This window comes from Anaerococcoides asporogena (assembly GCF_029590275.1).
Classification (GTDB): domain Bacteria; phylum Bacillota; class Clostridia; order Clostridiales; family Clostridiaceae; genus JG1575.
In genome coordinates this window covers 2,690,279-2,715,902 of record NZ_CP120965.1, presented here as the reverse complement: position 1 = coordinate 2,715,902, position 25,624 = coordinate 2,690,279, and the positions used below count along the sequence as shown (strand labels likewise).

Here is a 25,624-nt window from a genome sequence, read left to right as displayed (position 1 = left end):
TGAGACAGCAGGGATGACTGAAACTGATCTGGCGGAGTATTGCCACAAGAAAGGCATTTACGCTGAGCAGATCGAACGGTGGAAAAACGCCTGCATGCAGGCCAATGGCGGGGTGGCGGAAGAAGCCAACCGTCTGAATAAAGCTTTGAGACAAAGGGACAAAGAGTTAAAACTCATGGAGAAAGAGCTTCTGCGCAAGGAAAAAGCCCTGGCAGAAACGGCGGCTCTGCTGATACTTCGAAAAAAAGCGAATGCGATTTGGGGAAACTTGACGGAAAACGAGGACGAATGATTAACGCCTCAGATCGCATCAAAGCCATCCTGTTAATCGATGAACCTGTAACGAATGGAGCCAGAAAGCCAGTTGCCTGTAAGGAGATTGGTCTTACTGAACGCACCTATTATCGCTGGGTCGGCCTCTCCAAGACTACCGGTGACTATATTGACCGAAGACAAACGGCGAAGCGCTCTGAGCCGAGCAACAAGCTGTCAAAGGAAGAACGCACTGAAATCATTAAAGTAGTCAACAGTCCTGAATTCAAAAGCTCTTCGCCATGCGAAATTGTGCCTAATTTGGCGGATCGGGGGATCTATCTGGCATCTGAATCTTCGTTTTATCGAATACTCCGGGAAGAGAATATGCAGAACCATCGAGGCCGAGCCGCCCAAAGCAGCCCTCGCCAACTTTCCACCCACTGTGCAACCGCTCCCAATCAAGTTTGGATGTGGGACATAACTTATTTGAATGGCCCGGTTAAGGGCATGTTTTTCTACCTGTATTTGTTCTCTGATCTTTTCAGCAGAAAAATCGTGGCTTGGGAAGTATGGTCCAGCGAATCAGCAGAGCATGCCAGCCGGCTGGTGAAACGAGGTATAGTTTCGGAGCGGATTGGACTAAACAAAGAACCCCTTGTCCTTCACTCAGACAACGGAAGTCCCATGAAAGGCGCAACCATGCTGGAAACTCTTTATCACTTGGGCATCACACCATCCAACAGCAGGCCACGGGTCAGCAACGATAATGCCTATGCCGAGAGCCTGTTCAAGACATTGAAATACAACTGCAATTACCAGCCGAAAGGCTTTCAAGACCTGGAGGAGGCACGGCAGTGGTGCAAAAAGTTTGTCAACTGGTACAATCACCAGCACCGACACAGTGGTATCAATTTTCTGACCACTAATCAAAGACACAGTGGTATTGGGGCACAGATTCTGGAACAGCGCAGAGTGGTCTATAAGGCGGCCAGAGCCAAGCATCCAGAACGCTGGTCCTCGGCAACAAGGGATTGGACTCTTCCAGATGAGGTCTGGCTGAATCCTGAGAAGTCAGCTTCTGACAAGAAAACCCTTGATGCTGAAATTATAGCTTCCTGATTTGAACAGTAACACCGGCCATCAGCTACGGATATGAAATGTTGGTCCTGCCATGGTGTCAAGGAATGGCCCTCAGAGAGGGCTCTTGACACCATGGCTCGGGATCAATATAAAATAGCCAGCCCGATGACGGTCAACTGTCGATGGCCTTTTCAGGGACGGAAGATTCGCCGATAATATTTCTAAGAATTACTGACAACTACCTTGACAGCCAGCGCTAGTAAGCTGAAGCATTTATACCCGGTTATTATTACAAATTAAGAGGTTACAAGTATTAGAAAGAAAAATATCCAAATCAGTGAGATCGCGGAATATGAATTCTTCAATGCGATGGTCTGACAAATCAGGACGTTCCATGATCAACAAAACGCCGCTTCCCGATCAATCAGGGAAGCGGCGTTTTTTACAGTGCAACATTCAGATTAATAGTGAGACACCAGCCGAGAATTGCCATGAAAGAGCCTCCGGCCAGATCCAGTACCACATGTTGTTTGGTGGTCAGGGTAGCAGCGATGATCATAAGTTGTGATACCCAGATGAACACTTTACAGGCATCGGGCAAGGTGGATGATTGAACTGCCAGAATGGTCATGGTGCAGGCGAGGACATGTATAGAGGGGAATCCATTGTAAGGATTATCCATTTTTCGGGTGAACCGTAGCAGTCGTTCGGCCAGGCTGTTGCCGGATACCTGTGTCAGCCGAGGAACCTCGTTCTGGAAAAAGATGAAGATCATGAAGCTCGCCAGTGTAGATAAGGTATAGGCGGGAATCAGATGTGAAAAAACAGCTTTATCATAGATCGCGAGCAGTGCAAAGGTAAATAGCATGATGGGGTACCATAGATTATAGATATAAATGGTCCACGGGATCAGCGGGATTTTCTGATCAATTGGGAGGGTCAGGTGCAACAGAGGTCGTCCGAACCACTGACGATTGCATAGCGCATACAAAATGGAAAGCAGAATGACAATAGACAGCCAGCGAAGCTGGGGCCAATGTTCGATCATTGTTTGAATGAAGAATTGCATGTATCTTAACCTCCTGAGTCTCTTCTTATTGTACAGCCAAATCTGGGATATGGAGAGGATTTCAGCAAGAAGTCAAATGAACAGATCCGTGTGTGTCATGATATGAATTGATTAGTAATCATTAGATAATAGACGATTTCGGAGTCTGAATGGGGTAAAACGGTATATTGTTACAGGTTCGTCTGAAGCAAAGTGATATAATAAATTTTGCACTCCAAATGAGAGCGAACACAATCGAAAGGTTACTTAAAGATAACTTAAAGAAATGTGTTGACGAATCGAGTTTGAAGTGATAAACTTAAAAAGTTGCGTTAAGCGACTGAAACAAACTGTTCTTTGAAAATTAAACAGAATACAAGGTAAAACAAACCAGCAATTCATTTTGAGTAGTCAGACAAGACTAAAAAATCGACTAAAAGCTAGTTCAAACTTTTTAACATGAGAGTTTGATCCTGGCTCAGGACGAACGCTGGCGGCGTGCCTAACACATGCAAGTCGAGCGAGGTGTATACACCTAGCGGCGGACGGGTGAGTAACACGTGGGTAACCTGCCTCAGAGAGGGGAATAGCCTTCCGAAAGGAAGATTAATACCGCATAATATACGCATTTAGCATTATGAGCGTATCAAAGGAGAAATCCGCTTTGAGATGGGCCCGCGGCGCATTAGCTAGTTGGAGAGGTAACGGCTCACCAAGGCGACGATGCGTAGCCGACCTGAGAGGGTGATCGGCCACATTGGAACTGAGACACGGTCCAGACTCCTACGGGAGGCAGCAGTGGGGAATATTGCACAATGGGGGAAACCCTGATGCAGCAACGCCGCGTGAATGATGAAGGCCTTCGGGTCGTAAAGTTCTTTGATTGGGGACGATAATGACGGTACCCAAAAAACAAGCCACGGCTAACTACGTGCCAGCAGCCGCGGTAATACGTAGGTGGCGAGCGTTGTCCGGATTTACTGGGCGTAAAGGATGCGTAGGTGGAAACTTAAGTGGGATGTGAAATCCCCGGGCTCAACCCGGGAACTGCATTCCAAACTGGGTTACTTGAGTGCAGGAGAGGAAAGCGGAATTCCTAGTGTAGCGGTGAAATGCGTAGATATTAGGAAGAACACCAGTGGCGAAGGCGGCTTTCTGGACTGTAACTGACACTGAGGCATGAAAGCGTGGGGAGCAAACAGGATTAGATACCCTGGTAGTCCACGCCGTAAACGATGGGTACTAGGTGTAGGGGGTATCAACTCCCCCTGTGCCGTCGTAAACACAGTAAGTACCCCGCCTGGGGAGTACGGTCGCAAGATTAAAACTCAAAGGAATTGACGGGGGCCCGCACAAGCAGCGGAGCATGTGGTTTAATTCGAGGCAACGCGAAGAACCTTACCTAGACTTGACATCTCCTGAATTACCCTTAACCGGGGAAGCCCTTCGGGGCAGGAAGACAGGTGGTGCATGGTTGTCGTCAGCTCGTGTCGTGAGATGTTGGGTTAAGTCCCGCAACGAGCGCAACCCCTATTGTCAGTTGCTACCATTCAGTTGAGCACTCTGGCAAGACTGCCCGGGTTAACCGGGAGGAAGGTGGGGATGATGTCAAATCATCATGCCCCTTACGTCTAGGGCTACACACGTGCTACAATGGCAGGTACAAAGAGACGCGATCCCGCGAGGAGGAGCAAATCTCATAAAACCTGCCCCAGTTCAGATTGCAGGCTGCAACTCGCCTGCATGAAGTCGGAGTTGCTAGTAATCGCGAATCAGCATGTCGCGGTGAATACGTTCCCGGGCCTTGTACACACCGCCCGTCACACCATGAGAGTTGGCAATACCCGAAGTCCGTGAGGTAACTATTTATAGAGCCAGCGGCCGAAGGTAGGGTCAGCGATTGGGGTGAAGTCGTAACAAGGTAGCCGTAGGAGAACCTGCGGCTGGATCACCTCCTTTCTAGGGAGTCACAGCCATGGCAACATGGATGAGATAAAAGGATATCCATTCACGGATATCTCCCATAAAAGGATTACTGATTTGTACATCCAAGTATTCTGTTTAATCTTGAGAGAACAGCTGCAACACCAGCTAATGAGAATGACTTCTTGAAGGTGGGGCGTTTTTTTCTTCTCAATTGTTCTTTGAAAACTGCATATATTCTTAAAACGTAAAGCAAAATTGTAGAAAAACAATTTCGTTGAGAAGTTAGTCATTAACTGAAAAGTTATTGACAACAATTCAAAAACGTCAAGGGGAGCGAAAGCTCCAACCTTGAGCCAAAAATTAACTTGAAAAAAGATCAAGCTATAAAGGGCGCATGGTGAATGCCTTGGCATCAGGAGTCGAAGAAGGTCGCGATAAGCTGCGATAAGCTCAGGGTAGGCGCACATAGCCAGTGATCCTGAGATCACCGAATGGGGCAACCCGCCGAAAGGCATCCATAGAGGAATCCATACTCTATAGGAAGACACACCCGGAGAACTGAAACATCTAAGTACCCGGAGGAAGAGAAAGAAACATCGATTTTCTTAGTAGCGGCGAGCGAAAAGGAAAGAGCCCAAACCAGGGAGCTTGCTCTCTGGGGTTGCGGACACTCAAGAAAGGGAAGAGGCCCCTTAGCCGAAGCTGTTGGGAAACAGCGCCATAGAAGGTGACAGACCTGTAGGCGAAAAGGGAAGACGGACCGAGAGTGATCCAGAGTACCACCGGACACGTGAAACCCGGTGGGAAGCAGGGAGGACCACCTCCCAAGGCTAAATACTACCTGATGACCGATAGTGAAGCAGTACCGTGAGGGAAAGGTGAAAAGAACCCCGGAAGGGGAGTGAAATAGAATCTGAAACCGTGTGCCTACAACCGGTCAGAGCACCATAAGCGTGTGATGACGTGCTTTTTGTAGAACGAGCCAACGAGTTGTGATATGCAGCAAGGTTAAGCACTTCAGGTGCGCAGCCGAAGGGAAACCGAGTCTTAACACGGCGTCTAGTTGCATGTTGCAGACCCGAAACCGGGTGACCTATCCATGGACAGGTTGAAGCGAGAGTAAAATCTCGTGGAGGACCGAACCACATTGGTGTTGAAAAACCATGGGATGAGCTGTGGATAGCGGAGAAATTCCAATCGAACTCGGAGATAGCTGGTTCTCCTCGAAATAGCTTTAGGGCTAGCGTTGGATGATGAGTCATGGAGGTAGAGCACTGAATGGGCTAGGGGGCATATCGCTTACCGAACCTTATCAAACTCCGAATGCCAAAGACTTTAATCCGGCAGTCAGACAGTGACAGATAAGTGCCATTGTCAAAAGGGAAAAAGCCCAGATCGTCAGCTAAGGTCCCCAAGTATAGGTTAAGTGGAAAAGGATGTGGGATTTCTAAGACAACTAGGATGTTGGCTTAGAAGCAGCCACTCATTAAAAGAGTGCGTAATAGCTCACTAGTCGAGAGATCCTGCGCCGAAGATGTCCGGGGCTAAAACCTATCACCGAAGCTACGGGTGTATATTTTAATATACGCGGTAGAGGAGCGTTCTTAACGGGGCGAAGCAGTACCGAAAGGAGCTGTGGACTGTTAAGAAGTGAGAATGTTGGCATAAGTAGCGAGATGCGGGTGAGAATCCCGCAGGTCGAAAATCTAAGGTTTCCTGAGGAAGGTTCGTCCGCTCAGGGTTAGTCGGGGCCTAAGCCGAGGCTGAGAAGCGTAGGTGATGGACAATCTGTTGATATTCAGATACCGGCATGAAGCGTTAACACGATGGGGTGACGCAGGAGGATAGGGTAACAGGCGGTTGGAAGAGCCTGTCGAAGTATTCGAGGGAGTCAGAGGAGGCAAATCCCTTCTGGCATATTCTGAGATACGAAAATACCCGAGTTCACGCTGCCAAGAAAAGCCTCTAAGGAGCGACATGCTGCCCGTACCGCAAACCGACACAGGTAGATGAGGAGAGAATCCTAAGACCATCGGAAGAATTGTTGTTAAGGAACTCGGCAAATTAACCCCGTAAGTTCGCGAGAAGGGGTGCCATGGCGACATGGCCGCAGTGAAATGGCCCAAGCAACTGTTTAACAAAAACACAGGTCTCTGCAAAAGCGCAAGCTGAAGTATAGGGGCTGACGCCTGCCCGGTGCTGGAAGGTTAAGGGGAATGCTTAGCGCAAGCGAAGGTATGAACTTAAGCCCCAGTAAACGGCGGCCGTAACTATAACGGTCCTAAGGTAGCGAAATTCCTTGTCAGGTAAGTTCTGACCCGCACGAATGGCGTAATGACTTGGGCACTGTCTCAACAACAAATCCGGCGAAATTGTAGTGCCAGTGAAGATGCTGGCTACCCGCGATTGGACGGAAAGACCCCGTAGAGCTTTACTGTAGCTTAGCATTGAGTTTCGATATTTACTGTACAGGATAGGTGGGAGACGAAGAACCATGGTCGTCAGGTCATGGGGAGTCACCGTTGGGATACCACCCTGTAGATATTGGGATTCTAACCGGAGACCAGGAAACGGGTCACGGGACATTGCTAGGTGGGCAGTTTGACTGGGGCGGTCGCCTCCTAAAAAGTAACGGAGGCGCCCAAAGGTTCCCTCAGGACGGTCGGAAATCGTCCATAGAGTGTAAAGGCAGAAGGGAGCCTGACTGCGACACCTACAAGTGGAGCAGGGACGAAAGTCGGGCTTAGTGATCCGGTGGTACCTCGTGGGAGGGCCATCGCTCAACGGATAAAAGCTACCTCGGGGATAACAGGCTGATCTCCCCCAAGAGTTCACATCGACGGGGAGGTTTGGCACCTCGATGTCGGCTCGTCACATCCTGGGGCTGAAGTAGGTCCCAAGGGTTGGGCTGTTCGCCCATTAAAGTGGCACGCGAGCTGGGTTCAGAACGTCGTGAGACAGTTCGGTCCCTATCCGTCGCGGGCGTAGGAAATTTGAAGGGAGCTGACCTTAGTACGAGAGGACCGGGTTGGACCAATCACTGGTGTACCAGTTGTCGCGCCAGCGGCATGGCTGGGTAGCTATATTGGGACGGGATAAACGCTGAAAGCATCTAAGCGTGAAGCCCACCCTGAGACAAGATTTCCCATGGAGTAATCCAGTAAGATCCCTTGAAGAACACAAGGTAGATAGGTGAGGGGTGTAAGTGCAGCAATGCATGCAGCTGACTCATACTAATCGATCGAGGGCTTGATCTTAAAAGAGTTAAAATGATGAATTACGTTTGAAGAACTATATGCAGTCTTGAGGGAACAATAAAACCTCAAACCAATCCGGTGTTTATGACTGTAAGGGCTACACCCGTTCCCATCCCGAACACGATGGTTAAGCCTTACGGTGCTGATGATACTGCACGGGAAGCTGTGTGGAAAAGTAGGTTGACGCCGGTTTTGAAAAAAGCACTCTGAGTTATCAGAGTGCTTTTTTTATGTTGTAGAAAATTATACTTTTGTGGAACAAGCTTAACCCGCTTATTATAATGGTTTTATGAATTACTTAGCAGGTAATTATATGGGTAAGATTAAGCAGATTTTCGAGGAACACTGGGATCAGTTCGTTGCTGAGCACCCCGAAATGATTCGCATATCAGTCCACAAATGAATATTCCAGTGAGAAAGTGCACCCTTTCCGGTAAATCAGAGCATCTCATTCCGGAAAATTGAGCAGGTGTTTCCGGAATCAGTGCAGTTCTCTATAATTGGTAACTAACACCTATGGTGTGAATATCATTATGGAGGACGATAATTATGGTGAATTATCGCGAAATCATTCGACTCAAGACCCTCGACTACAGCAATGCAAGGGTCGCCAGCAGTTGCGGCAGTTCCAGAAACACAGTTGCTGAAGTATGGAACCTGGCTAAGGAGAAGAATCTGATCTGGCCATTGGACGAAACGATGACCAACCTGGACCTGCATAAGGTCTTTTACCCTTACCAAGGGGGTGAAAAAGGAAAGAAACTGCCAGACTTTGAGTACATCCACAAGGAACTGGCCCGCCCTGGCGTTACTCTTTCATTGCTTTGGGCGGAGTATTGCGCTCAGTGTGCCGAAGAACATGCCATACCCTACCAGCACTCTCAGTTTAACGAACATTATCACTCTTATGCCGCTACGAAAAAGGCAACCTTGAGAATCCACCGTAAACCAGGCGAACTCATGGAAGTCGACTGGGCTGGAGATACGCTTACGGTATACGATTCTCAGACGGGAGAACCGATGAAAGCCTATGTGTTCGTAGCCTGCCTTCCATGTAGCCTGTACAGCTACACGGAAGCTTTCCCTGACATGAAGTCTTATCATTGGATCCAGGCTCATATTCATGCTTATAACTTTTTTGGTGGATCAACCCGGATCCTTGTACCGGACAACTTAAAGACTGGGGTTATTAAGAATACTCGGACTGAGCTCGTGCTCAACCGAGCTTACCATGAGATGGCTGAGTATTATGGCAGTGCTGTCATCCCAGCACGCCCGGTCTCACCCAAAGATTATCGGCGAAAAAATGTTATCGGCAATTCTGCGAAATATCTTTAGAAAACCTCACCAGTTGGCCATCCCTAGGAGCATTATTGCTGATAACGTTTTTCTTGATTCTCTCAATTGATATCCTTAATCTAACCACGAAAATATTTCCGTGGCGAAAGGAGCATCTGAGATGAATAAATTAAAAGAAGTGGTTAACGTTGTCCTTGAACAGCAAAAGTTGAAGCTTGCCCCCTCGACATATGATGTTCGGAAAAATTACTTGAAGGATCTTGTTGACCATGGTGATAGGCTAGGTTTTTCAGAGCCTTGTCAGGAACTTTACGATTCTTTCATTTCAAGGGCAAACACACCTGATCTTCGATTTCAGCTTTTCCATGCTGTAAGGCTGGTAGATCAAGAGGCGAAAACTAAAGCGTTGACCCCTGAAGGGAAACTTTATAATGAGCCTGAAATTACTTCTCCAGATGAATCAGCAGCTGTCTTTGAGAAAATCTCATTTCCGGTTGCGGATGGACAGATAGACGCGGGACTCCTTATTCGCAGGGCTGAAAACGAGATGAGTTATCTTCAGCTTTCTTCCTCAACGAGATGGCAGTACATGCAGGCTTGGAAAGAACTATATTCATTTCTGTATTTACGCGGAAATACTACATTCACCAGAGAAGCTTGCAGCGCCTTTGTCGATGATTCAAATCTGAAGAAGAAAGAAGGTCTGCTTCATGAATGGAAACGAAAGATTCGCCACCGTTCAGTCTGTGTATTGTTAGAGGTAGCAGATACTGGCTGCTTTGAGTGGAAACTGTTTCCGGTGCGAAAGGTATGCTGTTTTGAAGATTCATTGGAAGAACTTCGTCAGCAGTACAATTCCTTTCTTCGTACTCAGAACATTGAAAACAATACGATTGCTCTTTACGATTATTCTTTCCGATGCCTGATAGAAGGGGTCATCGTTAATAATGCGAATGAACTTTCAAAACTGAAGCCTTCGCAGATTCAATCCATGCTGGTCTTCATTTCGAAGAAACTCAGCGTAAACAGCCGTGGTACGGTTTTTCCAATCATCCGACAAATTTTGACGTATTTGTATGTTGCCGGGTTTGTCCCGAGGGATTATTCAGGAATGGTCCTGACGCCTGCTTATCAAAGCATTCATTTAAGGCCATATATCACCGCATCTGACGAAAAAAAACTTTTTAATGCAATGGAGGAAGCACCTCTGCGCACTAAGGCTATGATGCGTCTGGCAATTCGTCTCGGTTTACGAGATATCGATATCTGTAACCTTCGCTTTCAACAGATTGACTGGATAAACGATCAGATCATAGTTGAGCAGGAGAAAACCGGTGTGACATTGTTTCTCCCATTGCTTGAGGATGTTGGCAACGCAATCATGGATTATATCATGAACGAGCGGCCAGTTACTGCAGCTAAATATCCTTATGTCTTCGTACGGAAGCAGGCTCCTTATAAAAAGCTTGCGTCAATGTACAGGGTTTGTTCCGGATTGTTTGCAAAAGCCGATATCCATACAGTTAATCGCGATAGTAGAGGCGTACATGTATGCAGGTACACGTTAACACATAAGCTCCTTCAAAAAAAGGTTCCCCATCATGTGATAACAGATACACTTGGCCATGTTTCCAAAGAATCAGACAAGCCGTATTTTTCAATGGATGAACAGATGCTACGGGAATGCCCGCTTGATTTTTCGCTGGTTGGGCAGAAATACTGGGAAGAAGGTGAAAACCGTGGCTGATCCAGTTTTTTGCAGCAAACTCAGTACTGACTTTGAATCTTTTATTACCCAGAAACGAGCTGCAGGGTATCCATACATTACATCAGCTAAAGTATTAGGTTATCTTGATGTTATGATTGCCGAAAAATTTCCTAACAGTGAAGCCTTGTCAAAGGAAATTTGTGATGCATGGATTGAAGCATGTTCGAGGCTACATCAGAATACATTATTAAGAAGAGTAACCCCGGTACGCCAGTTTGCCAAGTATCTTGTGGGAACTGGAAAGGGTGCATATATCATTCCCTGTGGGATTCCACACAAGCAGATACGGTATGATGCCCATATTTTCACGAAGGCAGAAATAAAAGCGTTCTTTGGGTCGATTGATCAGTGTAAAAAATCTCCGTTCTCACAATGGCGCTGCTATGTGATTCCAGTTATTTTTCGACTGCTATATACTTGTGGGCTCAGATCTATAGAACCGCAAGAAATCTGATGTTGAAATCAGTGATTATAGTCGGATTAATTAAAGAACAAGCATCACACCGCTTGACTGAAATCCAGTCAAATAGTTTGATGCTTGTTTTATATTAATGGTAATATAGTATTTTACTGTAAACGAAAAGGCAGACGATCCTTGGAAAGCTCGCATCTGCCTTTTACCCCCTGAAAAGAATTAACTTCTCAGAGTACACCAATTCGGGGTGCGATATCATGATAACTATTTACCTTCCAAAAAGCAACCAGTTTCAACAAGAACCACAAGAAGACTACCAATCAGCTTACGACGAGCTCATCGACCAGATTCCTTTCCACCAGCTTCGCTGCACCTGCGGTCGATGCGGAGATCTGATCCGCCACGGCTATTACACTCGGAAAATAAAGGTTCAGTTTGCCTCTGAGCGCCTGAGAATCAACCGGGTCATCTGTAAATCCTGTGGCAGGACCCACGCTCTGACTCCTGATTGGCTGGTTCCCTATTCCTCGATCCTGCTCAAAGACCAGATCCAGATCCTTCTATCCCATCTGGCAGGCGAGAGCATGGAGCCCATCATGGCGGAGCAGCCCGCCATTGACGAATCAGCCATTGGCCACATCATCCGCCAGTTTAAGCGGCATTGGCTGCCCCGATTGACTGCTTTTAAGATTCCCCTGGATAAAAATATCGTCCCAGCCTGCTTTCGCGCCTTCGGCCGACAGCTTATGCAGATTAAATGCACGCCCAATCTGCTGTTTTCTTAAACCCACACAACTTGCTTTTACGAGTCCTCTCATCGCCATTACACTTGCTATGATCAACAAATTATCATAGGGAGATACCATAATGAACGATGACAAACGACAGAAAACCGCCCTGTTCCGCTACGGGATCCTGGCTCCGCTCCTAAGTGGGGTCACCGAGGATGCCCTCAGCAATCAGGCGTTTTTTCGAGACGCCGCAAATAAGATCTACACTACCCCCAGAGGGGCCGACACCACCATCTCTGCCGTCACGCTTGAGAGATGGTACTACAGTTATCGCAAACATGGCTTTGACGGTCTGATGCCCAAAAAGCGCAACGATAACGGCACCTCCAGAAAGCTTGATGCCGACATGGCCGAGCAGATCAAGTATCTCAAAGGGGAGTATCCCCGACTGCCGGCGACCATCATCCACCAGAAGCTGCTGGAGAATGGGACCGCCAAACGGGGTGAGGTATCCCTCTCCACTGTTACAAGGTACATCAATCAACTTAAGCTCGAGACAGATCGCATAGCGCATTCTGAAATGAGACGCTATGAACGATCCCACGCCAATGAAGTGTGGTATGGCGACAGCAGCACCGGAGTGCATCTGAATGTGGATGGCAAGAAGCACAGGGTCTGGATCATCGCCCTGATCGATGATGCATCCAGGATGATCACCGGCATCGATGTCTTCTTCAACGATAACTACATTAACGTCATGTCGGTTCTCAAGTCAGCCATCAGCCGATACGGCAAACCAAAGATCCTGACGCTGGATAATGGCAGCCCCTACCGAAATCATCAGATGAACCTTTTGGCAGGCCGGGTCGGCTTTGTACTCAACTATAACCCTCCCTACACGCCCGTAGGCAAGGCCAAAGTAGAACGCTGGTTCAAGACCATGAAACAGCAATGGATGTCAGGGCTGAACATGAGCGACTACGCCTCTTTGGACGAGCTGCGCCAGTCCCTGCTGGAGTATGTCAAACGCTACAATCAGTCTTTGCACTCGTCCCTGGACAATCGCTGCCCCATGGATCGCTTCTTTGAGGATGGTCCACTCATCAAGCGCCTGTCCGAAGAGCAGTTGGAACAGAGCTTCCTGCTCCAGATCGAGCGCCGCGTATCGGCGGACAATGTGATCACCATTGACAATAAAGAGTACGAGGTGGACTACCGTTATTCCAAACAGCGGATCGTGCTGCGTTATTCTCCGGACATGAGAGAGGTTTTTCTGGTCAACCGGCACACCGGCGAACTCGAACCGATCCGGCTCTTGAATAAACAGGATAACGCTCATATTAAACGGCACAAGGTCAGTCTGACCGGAGGTACCCACGCATGAATTATATTGGCCGCTTTGGACTTGAATTCAATCCGTTTCTCAAGAATGCCCGGCATGAGACGGTGATCGAGACAAACGAATACAAGGAAGTCAACTACCGCCTTGATCTGCTGCTCACGACGCGAGGGTTTGGCCTGATCACGGGAACCGCCGGCAAGGGCAAGACAACGATCGTCAGAAGTTGGGCTAACGCATTAAACCCATCCCTGTATAAGGTAGTCTACATCACCTTATCCACCGTCACGACCAACGACTTCTACCGACATCTTGCCGAGCAGTTAGGCTTAACGCCGCGATATCGCAAGGCTGATAATTTCCGGATCATCCAGGAGGAGATCACCCGATATGCTGTGGAAAAACGCATCGTTCCGGTCATTGTCCTGGATGAGGCCAACTACATCAAAACAGAAATCTTGAACGATCTGAAGATGATCTTCAACTTTGAAATGGACTCAAAAGATCGGGCCGTTGTCCTCCTTTGCGGACTGCCCGCCCTGAATAACACCCTGCGACTGGTCGCCCACGAGCCGCTTCGCCAGCGGATCACCATGAACTACCACATGGAAGGGATGAGCAAAGAAGAATCCAATATCTATATCAAGGAGAAGCTCAGCAAATGCAAAGCCAATCTGGGAATCTTTGCCGACACCGCTCTGGAGGCCATCGTGAACACCGCAGGTGGGGTGCCCCGGCTCATCAACAAGCTGTGTGATGCCTGTCTGATCATCGGTGATAGCCAGGGTGTTGACGAGATCAACAGCGACATCGTCATGCTGGCGATCAGTGAAACCGAACTGGGATAAACAGATCAGAATACAAAGCCTGGGCGCATTCGGGCTAATGACATCGTACACCGGCCCCGGGAGCCGTCAAGGCTGCAACGCATAGCGGTGCCTTGAGGACTCCCGACAGGGCCGGTGTATTGTCCATGGCCCTGAATGCGCCCTGATGGAATCAGCCAATAAAAAAAGTCCATCAAATATCTGGACGATTCGGCATCAACTAATTTGACGACTACCCTGAAGGATAAGATATTCAGCATCAATTAAATTGAAGAATGAACCATCAAATAATTTGGCGAACAACACAGATCTTCTGAAGCCAGGCTCCTTCGCATAGATGACATAGACCTTCCTTCAGGGGAAATCTACATCCGGAAATCCAAAGGCTGGGAAGCCCGAGTCATCTATGTCAGCGAGGACATGTTGGATCTCCTGTGCCGATATGAACGTATTATCAGTATTGCATTTCCAGGCAGGGAAGCCTTTTTCCCGAACCAGGCAGGTAGTTTTTATAATAAATCCATACTGGATATTTGGTTCCATGAGTTCTGGGATCCTCTTCCAGAAGCAACCGTTACCAAAGGCAATAAACCCAGGGTGCATGACTTCCGGCACACTTATTGTGTCTACCGTCTGAACGAATGGGTGGAAAATAATGAACCCATAAATTCCCTGTACCCGTACCTGAGTGAATATATTGGCCATTCACACTTTGCTGACACGGATTATTATCTCACGTTGTCGGAACAGTTCTATCCTGAACTCGAATCACGCATGCGCCCTATAAACACTGCTATACTACCGGAGGTGCCGCATGAGGATTAATAAATCAGAGCTCTACTTTTATGAACTTCTCAGGGACTTTCTATACAAATACCTTGTCAACCAGCGTAAATTTTCAGGCGCCACAGTAAAAAACTATACAGATTCGATGAACCAGTACCGTAAATATCTTCGCGAGCAGAAAGGAATACCCTTTGACAAAGTCGGATTCCATTGTTTCACAAAGGATATGGTCTATGATTTTTCCGTATGGCTGAGGGAAGACCAATCAAAAGCCATTAATACCATTAATCTTAGGCTTTCAGCAATCAAGGCGTTTCTGCGTTATTGTAGCGAAGAGGATGTTTCTTTATCGGAGCTCTACCTAAAGGTTAATTCTATACATCGCTTTAAGGGCAAGGCCGACCCAAAACTTGAATACTTAAAGCCGGAACAGTTGGAAACCATTTTCGCCTGCCCTGATACTTCGACCAGGAACGGGAGGCGCAACCAATATTTTATGATCCATGCCTACGAAACCGGAGGCAGGATTGAGGAACTGGTTGAAATGAAACTAAGTGATATCATCCGAAATGGCTCAAATGTACAGATCCGGCTCCATGGAAAGGGAAACAAAACCCGGTATAATCCTCTTCCGGGAGAAGTCATCCCCCATTTGGAGGCTTACTTGGCTGAGTTCCATCCAGAAGGGAAAAATCAGGACTATCTTTTTTTTACGATCCACAATGGTCAGCATACCCAGATGGCACCGAGAACGGTAAATTCATTCCTTTCAACCTATGCGAAGGCATTACATAAAACTGATCCATCTTTCCCGGAAGGCCTTCACTGCCATGTTTTCCGACACAGTATTGGAATGGCAATGAATAAAGCGGGCATACCGATTTCATATATTAAAGACTTCCTCGGACATTCGTCGATTGATTCCACGGCTATCTATGCCCATGCTGATAACGATGCAATGGCTGCAGCCCTCAGATCTGTTGATCAGGAAGTATTGCCTGACAAAGATAGCGAAGGTAAAATAGTTGCCTGTCCAGATAAAAAGTGGAAAGGCAAGGAAGACTACCTGCTGAGTTTCTGCGGACTTGCCTAAATAATTATCGGAAATTTCTAATGGCAACTCAACCTGAAACCTTTATAGCTCAAGGTTTCAGGTTGAGATTGCCGATAACATTTTTTTGCTGATAATCACGATTATCGGTAATTTCCGATAACAAAGATAAGCCGAATGCAGAAGGCGCAGTTCATGTGATTGGCACATGGATTATGGCAGCCCTGCGAAACCGCAGGTTCTTCTCCTTCGAGGAACTCAACGCGGCCATACAGGAAAAGCTCACGGAGTTCAACGCAAAGCCCTTCCAGAAAAAGAAAGGAAGCAGGCTGAGCGCTTTTCTGGAGGAAGAAAAAGACTTCCTGATGCCACTGCCTGCTTCGATGTATGAAACGGCAATTTGGTCAAAAGCCACCATACAACCCGATTATCTCATAACAGTGGGTGGATGCAAATATTCCGTTCCTTACGAATACATCGGCAAAGAGGTCGAAATTCGTAGTACTGAAAAGAGCGTCGAGGTATTCTACCAAAGCTTGCGTATAGCATCTCATCCTCGCCGGCAATACTCGCAAGAGCCATTCTATGTACCGGAGCACATGCCGGAAAAACATCGCAGATATCTGGAATACAATGCTGAAAGTTTCTTGGAATGGGCAATGGGCGTGGGTCCGTCGACGTTGGGGGTGGTCAAGCGCTTTCTCACACTGCACAAGGTAGAACAACAGGGATATAAGCCCTGCACCTCCCTGATGCGCCTTGCAGACCGGTACTCGATGGAACGCTTGGAGAAAGCCTGCGAACGGGCACTCGGCTATACCCCTGAACCAAGTCTGAAGAACATCACGGCGATTCTGAAGAACGGTCAGGACAAGGTACGGATACCGGTGGACAGCCAAAGGCAAAGCAGCGCCCAAGGGATTACCCGCGGCGCCTCCTATTTTCGGGGAGGTGATCTATAATGCTGCGACAGACTACCATAGATAAACTCCACGAGATGCGCCTCTCGGTCATGGCGGACGCATTTGAGGCACAGAGTCAGGATCCGACCTTCACCGCACTGTCCTTTGAGGATCGCTTGGGTATGCTGGTCGACAAGGAGTGGAGCCAACGCAAGAGCAATAAACTGCAAAAGCTCGTCCGTACGGCAAACTTCCGATATCCTAACGCCTGCATGGAGGATATACAGTACCATACAGACCGGAAACTCGACAAAGCACAGTTACTGGAGTTCTCCACCTGTCGCTATATCACGCAGAGCCACCATATTATACTCAAAGGGGCAGCTGGCAACGGGAAAACCTACATCGCCTGTGCGCTTGGTATCGCGGCTTGTCGCAACTTCATCCATGTGCGTTACGTGCGATTACCGGATCTGCTCAACGAACTGGCCTTGGCCCGTGGAGAGGGCAGCTTTGAGAAGGTCATTCGTTCATACCAAAAGATCGACCTCCTGATTCTGGATGAATTTCTCTTAACACCCCTGGAAAGTGGACAAGCAAGGGAACTGCTCGAAATCATCGAGGCAAGGTCTGTTCGAGGATCGGTCATCTTCTGCACTCAGTTCGAGCCTGGTGACTGGTATTGTCGCATTGGCACAGAGCAGGATGCTACAGTATCCGAGGCAATCATCGACCGTATCGTCCATAATTCCTACGAAGTATTGATCGAAGGCAAAATCTCGATGAGAGAACGGAATGGGCTAAAAGCATCTGCTCGAACCAAAAATACAAAACTGACCGAATAAACCGAAAGTATGATTTGACTTTAACTTTATAGCTGTGCACTCGGTTCCGGAAACACCTGCTCTAATTTCCGGAACTGGGTGCTCTAAAATACCGGAAAGAGTGCACTGATGGACTGGAATATTCAACAAAGAAGTGGAACGGATGTTGAATTGCGGCAATTTTGAAAACGGATGGACTGTATACACTTGTCCACAATGTTCAGGAATCCATTAGTGCCATGGAGTTCATCCAACGGTTAATCATTCATATTCCGGATACTCACTTTAAGATGATTCGAAACTATGGAATCTACTCGAGAAACAACTTGAGAGCCAGACGAATCGAACGCAGACTGATATCCAAAGAAAAATACGCAAGATTAAAGAAAATGAAAACATGGCAGTTTCGTATGATGCTCGAATATGATAAAAATCCATTGAAATGCGAATGTGGTGCACTCATGAAAAAGAGTGATATAGTGGTACCTGAGAAAAGAAGAAATCAGGAAAGGTACAGGTGGGAAGGACGAAATGCCGGTTAGCAAGAAACGAAAGAAGAAAACACAAGGTGCGAATCACAGAAAGCAGGCGAGCAATCAACCGATCGTCCGGTATATATGCACTAGTTGTGGGGCAGTGGAAGAAATTCCATTAAGTGTTGTTAAAACATTTGACGAAATGGACCAAAGCAATATTAACGAACCCCCGCAATTTGACTGCGAGTCCTGTGGCGGGCTGATGCGCCCCGAGAAATATACAAGCAAATTCGGGAAAGTATTTCAATATAAGAGGGGCTCTGATTAACACCAGAGCCTGAATAAACACTCGAGGTACGACAGGCGGCGTTAGCCGCTTTGTTCGTTTAAACTTTTTCATCTACTTTTGCTTTTCTTTCAGAATATAATGGGTTATGGAAAACACTGCAGGCATTCTGAAAATCTGAATCTTTCTATTGCTATAGACCAGGATCTCAAAAACCAGGTTTGATCCCCTGGTTGTCGAAACGTGAGACGTTGACTGATTTCAGACGTTGACAGATGATGCTGTTGGCAGCTGATCGCCAGAATCCGGTTCCAGAGGCATTCGAATCACATCGACACGATTTTTATGAGCGTTGAGACATAAAATAGATGTACTGAGTTCGTTTGGAATGAAACCCAGCGACGTTTTCGATGAAAAAACTGACCCTGGCATGTTATCCGTCCGATCACCGGGCAGAACTGGTCAGAATTTATCATTTATTCAACATTGGATTGTCCATCCATTACATCTTGTAATGGCAATATTGCGTCTTTCTCCATGATTATACTAGGAGTGAGTTCCTCACGAAACCTCCAGGGGATGTGACAGAGCTTGTTGATGCAGCCGGAACCACCAAAGCAGGCTGTACCAATGATACTTGGAGAGCTCACCGGTACCACATGTTTGCAGTCGCAACTGTCTTTACGCTGACACAAGCTTGAGCACTCCAACAAACGATATCCGGTGACTGTTCGCATTGGGGCAGAAACAGGACGAGAACGGGAGAGCCGGGATTGTTGACACTATGAGAGAGAACGTATGGTGGAAAGAATCCTGGAATGTAATCTGGAATAGTGAGGCAGTTTGCGGTTGATTCGATTACTGGTCATCTCAGCATACTGCCTTTGTCATATAAGCAATCACAGGTTGGTCAAGGCTTATTGATCAATTTGCCGTCTTTGTCCAAGGCCTCAAGGACCGTTCCGTTGTCCCTGGGATCCTGCCCCTGATAAACGGATGGACTGGGATAACCCAGTTCGAGTCTGATCGTGTTTGGTTTCTCGGCGACGGGTGGGATCTGAATCACTACGCCGCTGAAGGACAGGGATGAGTATGGTGACCACAGTGCACCCCAATAGACGGGTGAAGCATCGACACAGACCAGAAAGGAAGTTCCATTGACGGGATTGACCATTTGATTCACGCGGGAGAATGCGGAAGCGGTCAGTTCAATTGCATGAGTCTGAGCGTCATAGGCGGTGATGTCATTCTGAGATATTAGCGGAGGATCATCCGGCTCGACATAGCTTAAAGCTTCCATCTGATCCGGCGGAATTTTATTTTTTGTCAGGTTGATTGAGAACCCTTGAGGAACTGATGGGGAACAACCGCTCAAACATAGCAAGAAAACAGAACTTAATACAAGCATAGTGCGGCGAATGACGGCAGAGGATCTGATCACAAAGTTCACCTCGCTTTCGGATAGATAATTAATAATTGTCAGGGTTTTGGATCATTGATTGAAGCGTAGAATGATCGAAGTTGCTTACTACTATTCTAACTCTGTGATCCCTGAGCCGGGTAACATAACGATGATATTTCATATTGACTAGCAAAATAATTGTACGCGTCCTTCAGCTGTTATCACGTACAATCAAATGATTAAAGACTTTGCTTGCTCACTGATGAGAGTCTGAGGTCAGTGAAAGTGCAGCTCACTTTTGATTTTTGTGTCTTGGAGAAAATAATTTGCAATCAGGCGAATGTATGATCAGGACCAGCAAGGTGGGATGAGCGGTTTTTTATCTGATTTTTCGATTTCCTGACGCTCCATCCTGACTGGTGAGACGAAATGAGGCTATTGAACTTATGCATTGTGACTAAGTCTTATTGGGGATCAATGTAATAATTAATCTTGAATCGAGATAATACTGGATTCAGAGCGAGTACGTGCAGAGTAACCTGGATATTGACAGATGATGCTGTCCTGAGAGATTGCTAGGAGATTTCGGATAAGTATAGGAAAAATGGAGTATTTGCATTAGAATTAAATGAGTTCCTGAAAGCGGATCGTTATTTTAAAATAGCAGTTGCCTTTCCGCAACCCAGCTGATATAGTTGACTTCGGTCCTGTTCTTGAGAAAGAAACGGGGAGTGGCAAGGCAGGGAAGAAAATAAGATCCTGAAAAAAACTTTGAAAAAGGTGTTGACACTCAACGGTGGGCTTGGTAATATATAGAAGTTGCCTAAAGCGGCAACGAAACGAAACAAAACAAACTGTTCTTTGAAAATTAAACAGAATACAAGGTAAAACAAACCAGCAATTCATTTTGAGTAGTCAGACAAGACTAAAAAATCGACTAAAAGCTAGTTCAAACTTTTTAACATGAGAGTTTGATCCTGGCTCAGGACGAACGCTGGCGGCGTGCCTAACACATGCAAGTCGAGCGAGGTGTATACACCTAGCGGCGGACGGGTGAGTAACACGTGGGTAACCTGCCTCAGAGAGGGGAATAGCCTTCCGAAAGGAAGATTAATACCGCATAACATACGCATTTAGCATTATGAGCGTATCAAAGGAGAAATCCGCTTTGAGATGGGCCCGCGGCGCATTAGCTAGTTGGAGAGGTAACGGCTCACCAAGGCGACGATGCGTAGCCGACCTGAGAGGGTGATCGGCCACATTGGAACTGAGACACGGTCCAGACTCCTACGGGAGGCAGCAGTGGGGAATATTGCACAATGGGGGAAACCCTGATGCAGCAACGCCGCGTGAATGATGAAGGCCTTCGGGTCGTAAAGTTCTTTGATTGGGGACGATAATGACGGTACCCAAAAAACAAGCCACGGCTAACTACGTGCCAGCAGCCGCGGTAATACGTAGGTGGCGAGCGTTGTCCGGATTTACTGGGCGTAAAGGATGCGTAGGTGGAAACTTAAGTGGGATGTGAAATCCCCGGGCTCAACCCGGGAACTGCATTCCAAACTGGGTTACTTGAGTGCAGGAGAGGAAAGCGGAATTCCTAGTGTAGCGGTGAAATGCGTAGATATTAGGAAGAACACCAGTGGCGAAGGCGGCTTTCTGGACTGTAACTGACACTGAGGCATGAAAGCGTGGGGAGCAAACAGGATTAGATACCCTGGTAGTCCACGCCGTAAACGATGGGTACTAGGTGTAGGGGTATCAACTCCCCCTGTGCCGTCGTAAACACAGTAAGTACCCCGCCTGGGGAGTACGGTCGCAAGATTAAAACTCAAAGGAATTGACGGGGGCCCGCACAAGCAGCGGAGCATGTGGTTTAATTCGAGGCAACGCGAAGAACCTTACCTAGACTTGACATCTCCTGAATTACCCTTAACCGGGGAAGCCCTTCGGGGCAGGAAGACAGGTGGTGCATGGTTGTCGTCAGCTCGTGTCGTGAGATGTTGGGTTAAGTCCCGCAACGAGCGCAACCCCTATTGTCAGTTGCTACCATTCAGTTGAGCACTCTGGCAAGACTGCCCGGGTTAACCGGGAGGAAGGTGGGGATGATGTCAAATCATCATGCCCCTTACGTCTAGGGCTACACACGTGCTACAATGGCAGGTACAAAGAGACGCGATCCCGCGAGGAGGAGCAAATCTCATAAAACCTGCCCCAGTTCAGATTGCAGGCTGCAACTCGCCTGCATGAAGTCGGAGTTGCTAGTAATCGCGAATCAGCATGTCGCGGTGAATACGTTCCCGGGCCTTGTACACACCGCCCGTCACACCATGAGAGTTGGCAATACCCGAAGTCCGTGAGGTAACTATTTATAGAGCCAGCGGCCGAAGGTAGGGTCAGCGATTGGGGTGAAGTCGTAACAAGGTAGCCGTAGGAGAACCTGCGGCTGGATCACCTCCTTTCTAGGGAGTCACAGCCATGGCAACATGGATGAGATAAAAGGATATCCATTTCACGGATATCTCCCATAAAAGGATTACTGATTTGTACATCCAAGTATTCTGTTTAATCTTGAGAGAACAGCTGCAACACCAGCTAATGAGAATGACTTCTTGAAGGTGGGGCATTTTTTTCTTCTCAATTGTTCTTTGAAAACTGCATATATTCTTAAAACGTAAAGCAAAATTGTAGAAAAAACAATTTCGTTGAGAAGTTAGTCATTAACTGAAAAGTTATTGACAACAATTCAAAAACGTCAAGGGGAGCGAAAGCTCCAACCTTGAGCCAAAAATTAACTTGAAAAAAGATCAAGCTATAAAGGGCGCATGGTGAATGCCTTGGCATCAGGAGTCGAAGAAGGTCGCGATAAGCTGCGATAAGCTCAGGGTAGGCGCACATAGCCAGTGATCCTGAGATCACCGAATGGGGCAACCCGCCGAAAGGCATCCATAGAGGAATCCATACTCTATAGGAAGACACACCCGGAGAACTGAAACATCTAAGTACCCGGAGGAAGAGAAAGAAACATCGATTTTCTTAGTAGCGGCGAGCGAAAAGGAAAGAGCCCAAACCAGGGAGCTTGCTCTCTGGGGTTGCGGACACTCAAGAAAGGGAAGAGGCCCCTTAGCCGAAGCTGTTGGGAAACAGCGCCATAGAAGGTGACAGACCTGTAGGCGAAAAGGGAAGACGGACCGAGAGTGATCCAGAGTACCACCGGACACGTGAAACCCGGTGGGAAGCAGGGAGGACCACCTCCCAAGGCTAAATACTACCTGATGACCGATAGTGAAGCAGTACCGTGAGGGAAAGGTGAAAAGAACCCCGGAAGGGGAGTGAAATAGAATCTGAAACCGTGTGCCTACAACCGGTCAGAGCACCATAAGCGTGTGATGACGTGCTTTTTGTAGAACGAGCCAACGAGTTGTGATATGCAGCAAGGTTAAGCACTTCAGGTGCGCAGCCGAAGGGAAACCGAGTCTTAACAGGGCGTCTAGTTGCATGTTGCAGACCCGAAACCGGGTGACCTATCCATGGACAGGTTGAAGCGAGAGTAAAATCTCGTGGAGGACCGAACCACATTGGTGTTGAAAAACCATGGGATGAGCTGTGGATAGCGGAGAAATTCCAATCGAACTCGGAGATAGCTGGTTCTCCTCGAAATAGCTTTAGGGCTAGCGTTGGATGATGAGTCATGGAGGTAGAGCACTGAATGGGCTAGGGGGCATATCGCTTACCGAACCTTATCAAACTCCGAATGCCAAAGACTTTAATCCGGCAGTCAGACAGTGACAGATAAGTGCCATTGTCAAAAGGGAAAAAGCCCAGATCGTCAGCTAAGGTCCCCAAGTATAGGTTAAGTGGAAAAGGATGTGGGATTTCTAAGACAACTAGGATGTTGGCTTAGAAGCAGCCACTCATTAAAAGAGTGCGTAATAGCTCACTAGTCGAGAGATCCTGCGCCGAAGATGTCCGGGGCTAAAACCTATCACCGAAGCTACGGGTGTATATTTTAATATACGCGGTAGAGGAGCGTTCTTAACGGGGCGAAGCAGTACCGAAAGGAGCTGTGGACTGTTAAGAAGTGAGAATGTTGGCATAAGTAGCGAGATGCGGGTGAGAATCCCGCAGGTCGAAAATCTAAGGTTTCCTGAGGAAGGTTCGTCCGCTCAGGGTTAGTCGGGGCCTAAGCCGAGGCTGAGAAGCGTAGGTGATGGACAATCTGTTGATATTCAGATACCGGCATGAAGCGTTAACACGATGGGGTGACGCAGGAGGATAGGGTAACAGGCGGTTGGAAGAGCCTGTCGAAGTATTCGAGGGAGTCAGAGGAGGCAAATCCCTTCTGGCATATTCTGAGATACGAAAATACCCGAGTTCACGCTGCCAAGAAAAGCCTCTAAGGAGCGACATGCTGCCCGTACCGCAAACCGACACAGGTAGATGAGGAGAGAATCCTAAGACCATCGGAAGAATTGTTGTTAAGGAACTCGGCAAATTAACCCCGTAAGTTCGCGAGAAGGGGTGCCATGGCGACATGGCCGCAGTGAAATGGCCCAAGCAACTGTTTAACAAAAACACAGGTCTCTGCAAAAGCGCAAGCTGAAGTATAGGGGCTGACGCCTGCCCGGTGCTGGAAGGTTAAGGGGAATGCTTAGCGCAAGCGAAGGTATGAACTTAAGCCCCAGTAAACGGCGGCCGTAACTATAACGGTCCTAAGGTAGCGAAATTCCTTGTCAGGTAAGTTCTGACCCGCACGAATGGCGTAATGACTTGGGCACTGTCTCAACAACAAATCCGGCGAAATTGTAGTGCCAGTGAAGATGCTGGCTACCCGCGATTGGACGGAAAGACCCCGTAGAGCTTTACTGTAGCTTAGCATTGAGTTTCGATATTTACTGTACAGGATAGGTGGGAGACGAAGAACCATGATCGTCAGGTCATGGGGAGTCACCGTTGGGATACCACCCTGTAGATATTGGGATTCTAACCGGAGACCAGGAAACGGGTCACGGGACATTGCTAGGTGGGCAGTTTGACTGGGGCGGTCGCCTCCTAAAAAGTAACGGAGGCGCCCAAAGGTTCCCTCAGGACGGTCGGAAATCGTCCATAGAGTGTAAAGGCAGAAGGGAGCCTGACTGCGACACCTACAAGTGGAGCAGGGACGAAAGTCGGGCTTAGTGATCCGGTGGTACCTCGTGGGAGGGCCATCGCTCAACGGATAAAAGCTACCTCGGGGATAACAGGCTGATCTCCCCCAAGAGTTCACATCGACGGGGAGGTTTGGCACCTCGATGTCGGCTCGTCACATCCTGGGGCTGAAGTAGGTCCCAAGGGTTGGGCTGTTCGCCCATTAAAGTGGCACGCGAGCTGGGTTCAGAACGTCGTGAGACAGTTCGGTCCCTATCCGTCGCGGGCGTAGGAAATTTGAAGGGAGCTGACCTTAGTACGAGAGGACCGGGTTGGACCAATCACTGGTGTACCAGTTGTCGCGCCAGCGGCATGGCTGGGTAGCTATATTGGGACGGGATAAACGCTGAAAGCATCTAAGCGTGAAGCCCACCCTGAGACAAGATTTCCCATGGAGTAATCCAGTAAGATCCCTTGAAGAACACAAGGTAGATAGGTGAGGGGTGTAAGTGCAGCAATGCATGCAGCTGACTCATACTAATCGATCGAGGGCTTGATCTTAAACAAGTTAAAAATGATGAATTACGTTTGAAGAACTATATGCAGTCTTGAGGGAACAATAAAAACCTCAAACTAATCCGGTGTTTATGACTGTAAGGGCTACACCCGTTCCCATCCCGAACACGATGGTTAAGCCTTACGGTGCTGATGATACTGCACGGGAAGCTGTGTGGAAAAGTAGGTTGACGCCGGTTTTGAAAAAAGCACTCTGAATAATCAGAGTGCTTTTTTTCGAGCATACAATTCTGTTTTATGGTGGTTCCA

Annotated in this window: 15 protein-coding genes and 6 rRNA genes; 19 read left to right on the top strand and 2 right to left on the bottom strand. The window is 47.7% G+C overall.

The features are described 5' to 3' along the window. Positions 1–13: 13 nt before the first annotated feature. Entirely contained in the window at positions 14–292 is a 279-nt protein-coding gene (locus P6M73_RS12440) for a hypothetical protein (protein WP_277853366.1), read from the top strand. Continuing rightward, positions 289–1,374 carry an IS3 family transposase gene (locus P6M73_RS12435; RefSeq protein ID WP_277853365.1) on the top strand — a complete coding sequence of 362 codons (1,086 nt, stop codon included), beginning with the start codon at positions 289–291 and terminating at the stop codon, positions 1,372–1,374. The genes P6M73_RS12440 and P6M73_RS12435 overlap by 4 nt, the downstream gene beginning before the upstream one ends. A 403-nt stretch (positions 1,375–1,777) precedes the next feature. Here the strand turns inward: P6M73_RS12435 and P6M73_RS12430 are convergent, their stop codons facing one another. Beyond that, positions 1,778–2,404, bottom strand: coding sequence for a phosphatase PAP2 family protein (locus P6M73_RS12430; protein ID WP_277853364.1), 627 nt, complete (start codon positions 2,402–2,404; stop codon positions 1,778–1,780). 434 nt (positions 2,405–2,838) lie between these two features. Between P6M73_RS12430 and P6M73_RS12425 the strand changes: the two genes are divergently transcribed. The 14 genes from P6M73_RS12425 to P6M73_RS17030 all read left to right on the top strand — a co-directional run bounded on the left by P6M73_RS12425 (position 2,839) and on the right by P6M73_RS17030 (position 18,050). Further along, positions 2,839–4,342, top strand: a 16S ribosomal RNA gene (locus tag P6M73_RS12425). Positions 4,343–4,683: 341 nt separating this feature from the next. Further along, a 23S ribosomal RNA gene (locus tag P6M73_RS12420) occupies positions 4,684–7,566 on the top strand. 74 nt (positions 7,567–7,640) lie between these two features. Further along, positions 7,641–7,758 (top strand): 5S ribosomal RNA (rrf, locus tag P6M73_RS12415). Together the 16S, 23S and 5S rRNA genes form the textbook arrangement of a ribosomal RNA operon. A 357-nt stretch (positions 7,759–8,115) precedes the next feature. Then, positions 8,116–8,904 (top strand): DDE-type integrase/transposase/recombinase, encoded by a 789-nt coding sequence (locus P6M73_RS12410; RefSeq protein ID WP_277853363.1) that lies wholly within the window; start codon positions 8,116–8,118, stop codon positions 8,902–8,904. Between the two features lie 121 nt (positions 8,905–9,025). Further along, complete coding sequence (locus P6M73_RS12405; protein WP_277853362.1) at positions 9,026–10,612, top strand: tyrosine-type recombinase/integrase; 1,587 nt, start codon at positions 9,026–9,028, stop codon at positions 10,610–10,612. Further along, positions 10,605–11,087: a hypothetical protein gene (locus P6M73_RS12400; protein WP_277853361.1), complete on the top strand. Its 483-nt coding sequence runs from the start codon at positions 10,605–10,607 to the stop codon at positions 11,085–11,087. The genes P6M73_RS12405 and P6M73_RS12400 overlap by 8 nt, the downstream gene beginning before the upstream one ends. Positions 11,088–11,305: 218 nt before the next feature. Next, positions 11,306–11,833 carry a DUF6431 domain-containing protein gene (locus tag P6M73_RS12395; protein ID WP_277853360.1) on the top strand — a complete coding sequence of 176 codons (528 nt, stop codon included), beginning with the start codon at positions 11,306–11,308 and terminating at the stop codon, positions 11,831–11,833. A gap of 82 nt (positions 11,834–11,915) precedes the next feature. Then, positions 11,916–13,163 (top strand): DDE-type integrase/transposase/recombinase, encoded by a 1,248-nt coding sequence (locus P6M73_RS12390; RefSeq protein ID WP_277853359.1) that lies wholly within the window; start codon positions 11,916–11,918, stop codon positions 13,161–13,163. Further along, positions 13,160–13,966 carry an ExeA family protein gene (locus P6M73_RS12385; RefSeq protein WP_277853358.1) on the top strand — a complete coding sequence of 269 codons (807 nt, stop codon included), beginning with the start codon at positions 13,160–13,162 and terminating at the stop codon, positions 13,964–13,966. The genes P6M73_RS12390 and P6M73_RS12385 overlap by 4 nt, the downstream gene beginning before the upstream one ends. 312 nt (positions 13,967–14,278) lie before the next feature. Continuing rightward, positions 14,279–14,770, top strand: coding sequence for a site-specific integrase (locus P6M73_RS17035; protein ID WP_489666504.1), 492 nt, complete (start codon positions 14,279–14,281; stop codon positions 14,768–14,770). Next, the gene (locus P6M73_RS12375; RefSeq protein ID WP_277853356.1) at positions 14,760–15,824 is read left to right on the top strand and encodes a tyrosine-type recombinase/integrase; all 1,065 of its coding nucleotides are present in this window, start codon (positions 14,760–14,762) and stop codon (positions 15,822–15,824) included. The genes P6M73_RS17035 and P6M73_RS12375 overlap by 11 nt, the downstream gene beginning before the upstream one ends. 155 nt (positions 15,825–15,979) lie before the next feature. Then, on the top strand, positions 15,980–16,744 hold the full coding sequence (locus P6M73_RS12370) for a Mu transposase domain-containing protein (protein ID WP_277853355.1): 765 nt from the start codon (positions 15,980–15,982) through the stop codon (positions 16,742–16,744). After that, positions 16,744–17,529, top strand: coding sequence for an IS21-like element helper ATPase IstB (istB, locus tag P6M73_RS12365; RefSeq protein WP_277853354.1), 786 nt, complete (start codon positions 16,744–16,746; stop codon positions 17,527–17,529). Before P6M73_RS12370 ends, istB begins: the two co-directional genes overlap by 1 nt. Before the next feature lie 161 nt (positions 17,530–17,690). Then, positions 17,691–18,050: a transposase gene (locus P6M73_RS17030; RefSeq protein WP_489666451.1), complete on the top strand. Its 360-nt coding sequence runs from the start codon at positions 17,691–17,693 to the stop codon at positions 18,048–18,050. 1,130 nt (positions 18,051–19,180) lie between these two features. Here P6M73_RS17030 and P6M73_RS12355 read toward each other — a convergent pair. Continuing rightward, positions 19,181–19,570, bottom strand: a complete 390-nt coding sequence (locus tag P6M73_RS12355; RefSeq protein WP_277853353.1) for a hypothetical protein — start codon at positions 19,568–19,570, stop codon at positions 19,181–19,183. 1,061 nt (positions 19,571–20,631) lie between these two features. On the opposite strand from P6M73_RS12355, the gene P6M73_RS12350 reads away from it, so the two are divergent. The 3 genes from P6M73_RS12350 (at position 20,632) to rrf (P6M73_RS12340) (ending at position 25,554) form a co-directional block, all read left to right on the top strand. Then, positions 20,632–22,134, top strand: a 16S ribosomal RNA gene (locus tag P6M73_RS12350). Positions 22,135–22,477: 343 nt separating this feature from the next. Beyond that, a 23S ribosomal RNA gene (locus P6M73_RS12345) occupies positions 22,478–25,360 on the top strand. Positions 25,361–25,436: 76 nt separating this feature from the next. Further along, positions 25,437–25,554: ribosomal RNA gene (gene rrf / locus P6M73_RS12340) — 5S ribosomal RNA — on the top strand. The last annotated feature ends 70 nt before the right edge of the window (positions 25,555–25,624 follow it).

What these genes read in the sequence shown, in the direction of transcription:
- P6M73_RS12440 (WP_277853366.1), top strand. Translation starts at nt 14, where the DNA reads ATGACTGAAACTGATCTGGCGGAGTATTGCCACAAGAAAGGCATTTAC.
- P6M73_RS12435 (WP_277853365.1), top strand. Translation starts at nt 289, where the DNA reads ATGATTAACGCCTCAGATCGCATCAAAGCCATCCTGTTAATCGATGAA.
- P6M73_RS12430 (WP_277853364.1), bottom strand. Translation starts at nt 2,404, where the DNA reads ATGCAATTCTTCATTCAAACAATGATCGAACATTGGCCCCAGCTTCGC.
- P6M73_RS12410 (WP_277853363.1), top strand. Translation starts at nt 8,116, where the DNA reads ATGGTGAATTATCGCGAAATCATTCGACTCAAGACCCTCGACTACAGC.
- P6M73_RS12405 (WP_277853362.1), top strand. Translation starts at nt 9,026, where the DNA reads ATGAATAAATTAAAAGAAGTGGTTAACGTTGTCCTTGAACAGCAAAAG.
- P6M73_RS12395 (WP_277853360.1), top strand. Translation starts at nt 11,306, where the DNA reads ATGATAACTATTTACCTTCCAAAAAGCAACCAGTTTCAACAAGAACCA.
- P6M73_RS12390 (WP_277853359.1), top strand. Translation starts at nt 11,916, where the DNA reads ATGAACGATGACAAACGACAGAAAACCGCCCTGTTCCGCTACGGGATC.
- P6M73_RS12385 (WP_277853358.1), top strand. Translation starts at nt 13,160, where the DNA reads ATGAATTATATTGGCCGCTTTGGACTTGAATTCAATCCGTTTCTCAAG.
- P6M73_RS12375 (WP_277853356.1), top strand. Translation starts at nt 14,760, where the DNA reads ATGAGGATTAATAAATCAGAGCTCTACTTTTATGAACTTCTCAGGGAC.
- istB (WP_277853354.1), top strand. Translation starts at nt 16,744, where the DNA reads ATGCTGCGACAGACTACCATAGATAAACTCCACGAGATGCGCCTCTCG.
- P6M73_RS12355 (WP_277853353.1), bottom strand. Translation starts at nt 19,570, where the DNA reads ATGGAAGCTTTAAGCTATGTCGAGCCGGATGATCCTCCGCTAATATCT.